This window comes from Kitasatospora sp. NPDC043950, assembly GCF_056435345.1.
In genome coordinates this window covers 1-5,514 of record NZ_JBWKER010000089.1, presented here as the reverse complement: position 1 = coordinate 5,514, position 5,514 = coordinate 1, and the positions used below count along the sequence as shown (strand labels likewise).

Sequence of the window (5,514 nt, the reverse complement as noted above, 5' to 3'; positions counted from 1 at the left end):
CCCACCCACAGACAGCCCACCCGCCACACTGTCAAGAGTGTTGCTTTCTTCGGTCCCCCCCCCCCCCCCCCCCCCCCCCCCCCACTGCGGTCAGGCCCGCTAGCGGCGGTCCTCCTCGACCGAGCCACGTAGACCACTGCCGTCCCGGACATCCGGGATGATCCGTCGGCGGCAGCGGACCTACCTCGGGTAGGGTGCGGGATCGGCTGCAATGCGTAACGGGGACCCTTCGCAGCACTTCGCCCCGCCGAGCAACCGCTCGACGGGGCGAAGTAGTCAGGCCCCCGGATTAACCAACTGCGTCCGATTCGAGCGCGAGGGGCCTCGGCCTGTCGCCAGTCGGTCTGCGCTCCCCCCGTGGTCATCACACTGTCGTACAGCGCGGCACCGGGGCCGTACAGCGGACGGCGCGCGGCCGTGCGGCTGAACGGAGCCGACCGTTCCCGTGTCAGGTTCCCGAGGCCAGCGCGCCGACCCGCAGTTGCGCGAGCAGCGGCAGCACGTTCTCCTGGTCGCCGTCGGCGGTGAGGACGAGGAGTGCGCTGATCAGCACGTGGGCCATGTCGTCGATCGTCTGCAGGTCCGCCGGGCGCTCGGACCACAGGCGCTGTGTCTGGGCGAGGAGTTTGGCCATTCGGGTGCCGGTGTCGGTCCGCATGCGGGTGACGGCGTCGTCCAGTTGGTCGGCGGGCAGGCCGTCGTGGACGCCGTGGGCGGCGGCGAGCAGGGTCTGGAGGGCCATGTCGGCGTAGTCGGCGATGGCGGCCTGTAGGGGTTTTTCTCCGGGGCTGCCGGCGGCCAGGCTCCCTACGGAGCCAACATCCACAGCCACGACCCGGACACCTGGAGCGTCGTGGCCTGGGCCCAAGTCAGCAACGACGGTTTCTGCGGTGTGTCGGGCCCGGGCGACTGGCACATCTACGCCACCGGAGGCACCTCCGGCACGCCGACGCCCGGCGGCTGCTGATTCGGGTCGGTGCGTCAACGGCCACCCCGGCTGGAGCGACCACCTGACGTAGCGGCCTGGCCTCGAGTGAACACCGGCCCCGACGCGAGGAGGCCCCGGCCCCGGGCACCGTAGCCGTCTGGGGCCGCACCCAGGGAAGCGGCCTTGTCAGCCGTCCTCGTAGTCCCCTTCAGCGGCCAGGCGCCGGTCCAGGTCACCAACCCACTCCTGCGCCCACGTCCGCAGGCCGGCGATCGCGTCGCCGTCGAGGCCGTACGCGGCGAACTCTGCGTCGTCGATCCAGTCCGCGTCGGCCAGGCGGTCACGCAGTTCGGCCAGGTCGAAGGTGTCGCGGGCGTGGCGGCGTCCGAGGTCTTCCAGGTCCCGGTGGCTGAACCAGCGGGCGGCGGCCTGGACGTCGATCAGGTCACGGGCGTAGCCGCGGTCGGCGAGGGCGCGCATCTTGGTGCCGACGACGACGTCGACGCGCAGGACGGGGCCGAACTCCAGTTGGACGGCGGGCTTCCAGATGTGTTCCTTGAGGACGTCGACCTCGCAGCTCTCGCCGGTCTCGGGGTCGGTGACGACCAGGCGGCCCGACAGGGGGACGACCTCGACCTCGTACACCGCCCAGCCTCGTTCGACCAGGCCTGCGGTGAGTGCTTCGGCGATCTCTTTCATCGCGGCCGGGTGCTCGGCTGCCACATCCAGGTTCTGGCTGAGCCGGTCGGCCAGTCCATGGGCTTGGGCGGCGTAGCCGTCGGTCAGCACGAGACGGTAGGGGGCGCCGACGGCGAGGACGTCGGCCAGCAGGCGCCGGTGGAGCGGGGTCAGTCTCACGCCGCGGCGGCGGGGCGGGCTGCGGCCGCGAGCTCGGTGAAGGCGGTCTCCCACACCGTGCGGACGGCGGGGCCGACCAGTGTCCTCAGCACCGGCCACTGTGCCACGAGGAGGCCGGCGTCCAGGAGCTGTGGAAGGTCCTCTCGCATGCCCTCGTTCAGCACGATCCGGTACAGGCCCATTCGCTGCCGCGGCTGTTCCAGGTCGAAGGTGCGAAGGCCCGACCATGCGAGGTGCAGCGGAAGCTCCACCCGGCCGGCCGTCGGCCCTTCCAGTTCCCCGAGGGAGCGCGGAAGGCGGGCGGCCGGTTGCCCGGAACGGCTGTCGGCGGAAGCAAGCGGCGTCATGCAGACGATTTTCCCCCTCCTTCCCGGCCGGTCTGCGGGCACCCGGGCATGGGACTACTGATACCAGGCGTCTCCACCCTCGGCGAGTGAGCGTCCAAGGTAGTCCCGCAGGTCACGGGCCGCCCAACGGCGGCTGTCGGTCTCGTGCTCCCAGACGAAGACGTCCGGCCTCCGTGGCGTCCGCACGAAGGCGAACTGGTCGCCGCCACCGTTGTCCCCGAAGAACAGAAGAGCGTCGAACGGCATGTACAGCTGGGCGAAGGAGCCGTCCGACCGGAAGTAGATGTTCTGCTCGACGATCTGCTCGATGCTCCAGACGGTGTCCACGCCGGTCTGCCCGACGATCCCGTTGCTCTCCAGCAACAACTGCTTTAGCCCGGCCGGCAGCTCCTCCCCGAGCTTCCGCTCCGCCTCGGCGAGGACTGCCTCGTCGGTGGGATCCCTGAAATCGGCGTCGGGGAACACGTCACGGGCGACTTGTCTCCACATGACCGGAAGCGTAGCTATCCCGGACGACAAGCTCACGCGGGACGAACCGCGCTCAGCGACAACCCGGTGTGGGACGCCACCCCTGGCTCGTCACCGGAACGACAACCTTGGATAGATTCGCGACCGCTTCGAGGCGGCTCGGCCTTGGTCCGGTTTATGAAACCTGCGCAGGTCAGAGCTGTGTGGAATGGTCGGAGCAGGTCAAATCTGCCGGTCCGGGTCGGAGAAGGTCAGGCCGGCGGCGAGCGGGCGCCGCGCCGGGGCGGGCGCTGGCGCGGTCTCGCCAGGCGGCTGGCGGAAGTCCGCGCCCTGCTCCACTGGCAGCAGCTGGCGCCCGCCGGACTGGGCAGGCGCGGGAGCGTCGGCGGCGGGCTCGGAGAATGCGGGCAGCCCGAGGCTGCGGCGGTTGGCGGTCATGATGACAGTCTCGCAGGACCAGCCAACTCCCGGACGCAGCCGGTGGAGATCGGGAGTGGCCATGGCGGGCGCGGCCCTGCGACCGGCCGGCACCCGATACCGTGGTGCCGAGAGGCAGAGGCAGGAGGAACCCGATGAGCCTCCAACCCATGTACCATCACCACCCACCGCAGCCCCGAGTGCCGCGCATCCCCGACGGCATCACCGCCGCCCTGCAGGGCGGGCGCCGGATTGAGTTCTACCGCGAACTCGGCCAGGCCCCCATCGACCAGGCCGAGCAGGTCCTCAACCGCTGGTGGTGCGAGGCCGAAATGGACACCGACCCCGACCAGGACCGCATCATCGCCGCCGCCCGCAACGCCACCCTGCCCACCACCACCATGGCCGACGTCCTACGGCTGCGCCGTGAGCGGGGCGGGGACCTGCCGGGTGAGTGACGAAGAGCCGGACGGCCTGTGGCCGGTCCTGCCGTCCGAAGCCGTCCAGGACGCCCTGTCCGATCCCGGCCTGCCGGTCGACCTGTTCTCCGCGATCGTCGCGATCGCCGAGAACCCATGGCTGCCGGAGAGCAGCGCCCGCGACAGCGCCGGCGACTGGCGTCGACTCCCGATCCCCCACGGACGCGGCCTGGCCGAGTACGTCATCGACACTCACAGCCACCTCGTACACCTCACCCGCATCATTCCCCTCTGACGGGCCGCCGCCTCGCCGCCCGAACCTGCCTCGCGCCGATCGCTGGCGCGGACGGCCGAGAGGCCGCCGGATTCCTGGTCACGGCCGTGAGGCAGGAGCCAGAAGACGCGCGGACGGGCTGCTGTCCGAGGCGCGCGTTAACCTGCCAGGGCAATCCCTGGCAGGCGCAGGGACTCGGAGGAGGTTCTGCTCTCCGGTTCCGCCGCCGGATTCAGCGGGCCGACGCGGTGGAGACGGCGGCGCGAACCCGCACGACGGTAGTCTCCGGGCGGCACACCGGATCGGGCCTCAGTGGGCGTTTAGTGTGGGCTAATTGCACCTTATGCCCTAGTAGGTTCCTCGCCAGGTTGGTGTGCTTTCGTCCGCTATGCGCTTGGTGAGGTTGTCGATCGAGGCGACGTGGATCATGGCCTCGGAGCTGGCCGGGAGGGTCTCGTAGTCGCGGGCGAGGCGCCGCCGCAGCATGATCCACCCGAGACTCCGTTCGACCACCCACCGCCTTTTCGCAACATGGAATCCAGGGATGTCGGACTTCCGGTGGACGACTTCGACGTCGATTCCGAGGCCGGCTCCATGCTCGACCATGGCGTTCTTGAAGCCGGTGTCGACCCAACTCTTGGAGATGCTCGGATAGGTCTTCTTGGCCTGATCAAGGAGCTGTATTCCCACGGCGTTCTCGGACAGGCTCGCGGCAGTGACGACCACGGCGAGGATCAGGCCGATCGTGTCAGTGAGGATCCCCCGCTTCCGACCGACGATCTTCTTCGCGGCGTCGGTTCCCTGGCTGGTCACGGGCACATTGGTGGAGGTCTTCACACTCTGGGTGTCGATCACCGAGGCAGTCGGCTCGGGCTTGCGGCCTTCCTTCACCCGGGCCAGTCCGGTGAGATCGTAGTTCAGCTGGGCGAAGATTCCCTCGTCGCGCCACGCGGCATAGTAGGCGTAGACGGTGCCGTGGTTGGGGAAGTCGTGTGGAAGGTATTTCCAGGGGATTCCGGTTCGGTTGACGTAGAGGATCGCGTTGAAGACGTCGCGCAGGTCGACTTTCGCCGGCTGTCCGGTGGGCCTGCGGTCGAGCCGGGCCTTTCTCCAGGCCGTCAGAGTCGGCTCTATCAGGGCCCATCGGGTGTCGGACAGGTCGCTGGGGTACGGCTTGCCCTGGGCCATGACACAGCGTCAGCAGCAACAAGCCGGAGGATGCCGTTCCGCTGCTGATCGGGCGATTCCATGACGTCTACAGACCAGACGGACTTCGAGCAGCTGGAAGCCGTCCGCACGGCCAACGCCGCGCTGCGCCCGTGCTGGACGTGCCGGGGCTCGATCGGCGGGAAGGAGGGCTCGAAGCTGGAGCTGCGGGAGAAGGCCGGCCCCGACCGGCTGGAGCGCCCGGGGTGCGTACAGGCCCGCACCGCAAAGGACCTGGGTCTGTTGGTGCTGCCCGCTCCGAACAAGCGGGAGCTGGTGACCGCGTTGGTGTCCGCTCCGGACGATCCGTGGTGGGAGGTGCGGGTTTTGCACGTCAGGCTCTATCCGGTTCGGGACCGTGGGGTGTGACTGCTGCTGCCCTCACCTGCGCCGTGGGTCCGTGCATGGCGCGTCCCGTCGCCTGGTCGTGCCTGCCCAGTCTCACTGATCATGGCGGTGGCGCTTGTGCTGGGCTGAGGCTCGTGTCGAGCGGCACCAAAGAGTGAGGTGACCCCTGTGATGTGGACACTCTGATGGCGGATCTTGATGGTCCGGGAAGATGGTTCATATGGCAGGGCGGAAGTACACCCCGGAGTT

9 protein-coding genes are annotated in these 5,514 nt (G+C 69.2%); 3 read left to right on the top strand and 6 right to left on the bottom strand.

Features of this window, described 5'->3' with window-relative positions:
• Positions 1-448 precede the first annotated feature (448 nt).
• From AC07BF_RS35750 to AC07BF_RS35730, 5 genes are all read right to left on the bottom strand, one after another.
• Entirely contained in the window at positions 449-832 is a 384-nt protein-coding gene (locus tag AC07BF_RS35750; RefSeq protein WP_400812407.1) for a hypothetical protein, read from the bottom strand.
• Between the two features lie 282 nt (positions 833-1,114).
• Positions 1,115-1,786: a nucleotidyl transferase AbiEii/AbiGii toxin family protein gene (locus tag AC07BF_RS35745; RefSeq protein WP_478334474.1), complete on the bottom strand. Its 672-nt coding sequence runs from the start codon at positions 1,784-1,786 to the stop codon at positions 1,115-1,117.
• Entirely contained in the window at positions 1,783-2,133 is a 351-nt protein-coding gene (locus AC07BF_RS35740; protein ID WP_478334473.1) for a transcriptional regulator, read from the bottom strand. Before AC07BF_RS35740 ends, AC07BF_RS35745 begins: the two co-directional genes overlap by 4 nt.
• 54 nt (positions 2,134-2,187) lie before the next feature.
• Positions 2,188-2,622, bottom strand: coding sequence for an SMI1/KNR4 family protein (locus tag AC07BF_RS35735; protein WP_363586086.1), 435 nt, complete (start codon positions 2,620-2,622; stop codon positions 2,188-2,190).
• A gap of 201 nt (positions 2,623-2,823) precedes the next feature.
• The gene (locus AC07BF_RS35730) at positions 2,824-3,039 is read right to left on the bottom strand and encodes a hypothetical protein (protein WP_363586085.1); all 216 of its coding nucleotides are present in this window, start codon (positions 3,037-3,039) and stop codon (positions 2,824-2,826) included.
• A gap of 134 nt (positions 3,040-3,173) precedes the next feature.
• On the opposite strand from AC07BF_RS35730, the gene AC07BF_RS35725 reads away from it, so the two are divergent.
• Both AC07BF_RS35725 and AC07BF_RS35720 read left to right on the top strand, forming a co-directional pair.
• A complete protein-coding gene (locus AC07BF_RS35725) occupies positions 3,174-3,476 on the top strand; it encodes a hypothetical protein (RefSeq protein ID WP_400812409.1) in 303 nt (100 codons plus the stop codon).
• Positions 3,469-3,732 (top strand): hypothetical protein, encoded by a 264-nt coding sequence (locus tag AC07BF_RS35720; protein ID WP_363633140.1) that lies wholly within the window; start codon positions 3,469-3,471, stop codon positions 3,730-3,732. The genes AC07BF_RS35725 and AC07BF_RS35720 overlap by 8 nt, the downstream gene beginning before the upstream one ends.
• Before the next feature lie 327 nt (positions 3,733-4,059).
• Here the strand turns inward: AC07BF_RS35720 and AC07BF_RS35715 are convergent, their stop codons facing one another.
• Complete coding sequence (locus AC07BF_RS35715; protein ID WP_400989317.1) at positions 4,060-4,899, bottom strand: IS5 family transposase; 840 nt, start codon at positions 4,897-4,899, stop codon at positions 4,060-4,062.
• 60 nt (positions 4,900-4,959) lie between these two features.
• Here AC07BF_RS35715 and AC07BF_RS35710 point away from each other — a divergent pair, with 60 nt between their 5' ends.
• Positions 4,960-5,286 carry a hypothetical protein gene (locus tag AC07BF_RS35710; RefSeq protein ID WP_363633136.1) on the top strand — a complete coding sequence of 109 codons (327 nt, stop codon included), beginning with the start codon at positions 4,960-4,962 and terminating at the stop codon, positions 5,284-5,286.
• Positions 5,287-5,514: the final 228 nt, after the last annotated feature.

Excerpts from the sequence above, each read along its gene's own strand:
- AC07BF_RS35730 (WP_363586085.1), bottom strand. The coding sequence starts at position 3,039 with ATGACCGCCAACCGCCGCAGCCTCGGGCTGCCCGCATTCTCCGAGCCC.
- AC07BF_RS35735 (WP_363586086.1), bottom strand. The coding sequence starts at position 2,622 with ATGTGGAGACAAGTCGCCCGTGACGTGTTCCCCGACGCCGATTTCAGG.
- AC07BF_RS35715 (WP_400989317.1), bottom strand. The coding sequence starts at position 4,899 with ATGGCCCAGGGCAAGCCGTACCCCAGCGACCTGTCCGACACCCGATGG.
- AC07BF_RS35740 (WP_478334473.1), bottom strand. The coding sequence starts at position 2,133 with ATGACGCCGCTTGCTTCCGCCGACAGCCGTTCCGGGCAACCGGCCGCC.
- AC07BF_RS35710 (WP_363633136.1), top strand. The coding sequence starts at position 4,960 with ATGACGTCTACAGACCAGACGGACTTCGAGCAGCTGGAAGCCGTCCGC.
- AC07BF_RS35725 (WP_400812409.1), top strand. The coding sequence starts at position 3,174 with ATGAGCCTCCAACCCATGTACCATCACCACCCACCGCAGCCCCGAGTG.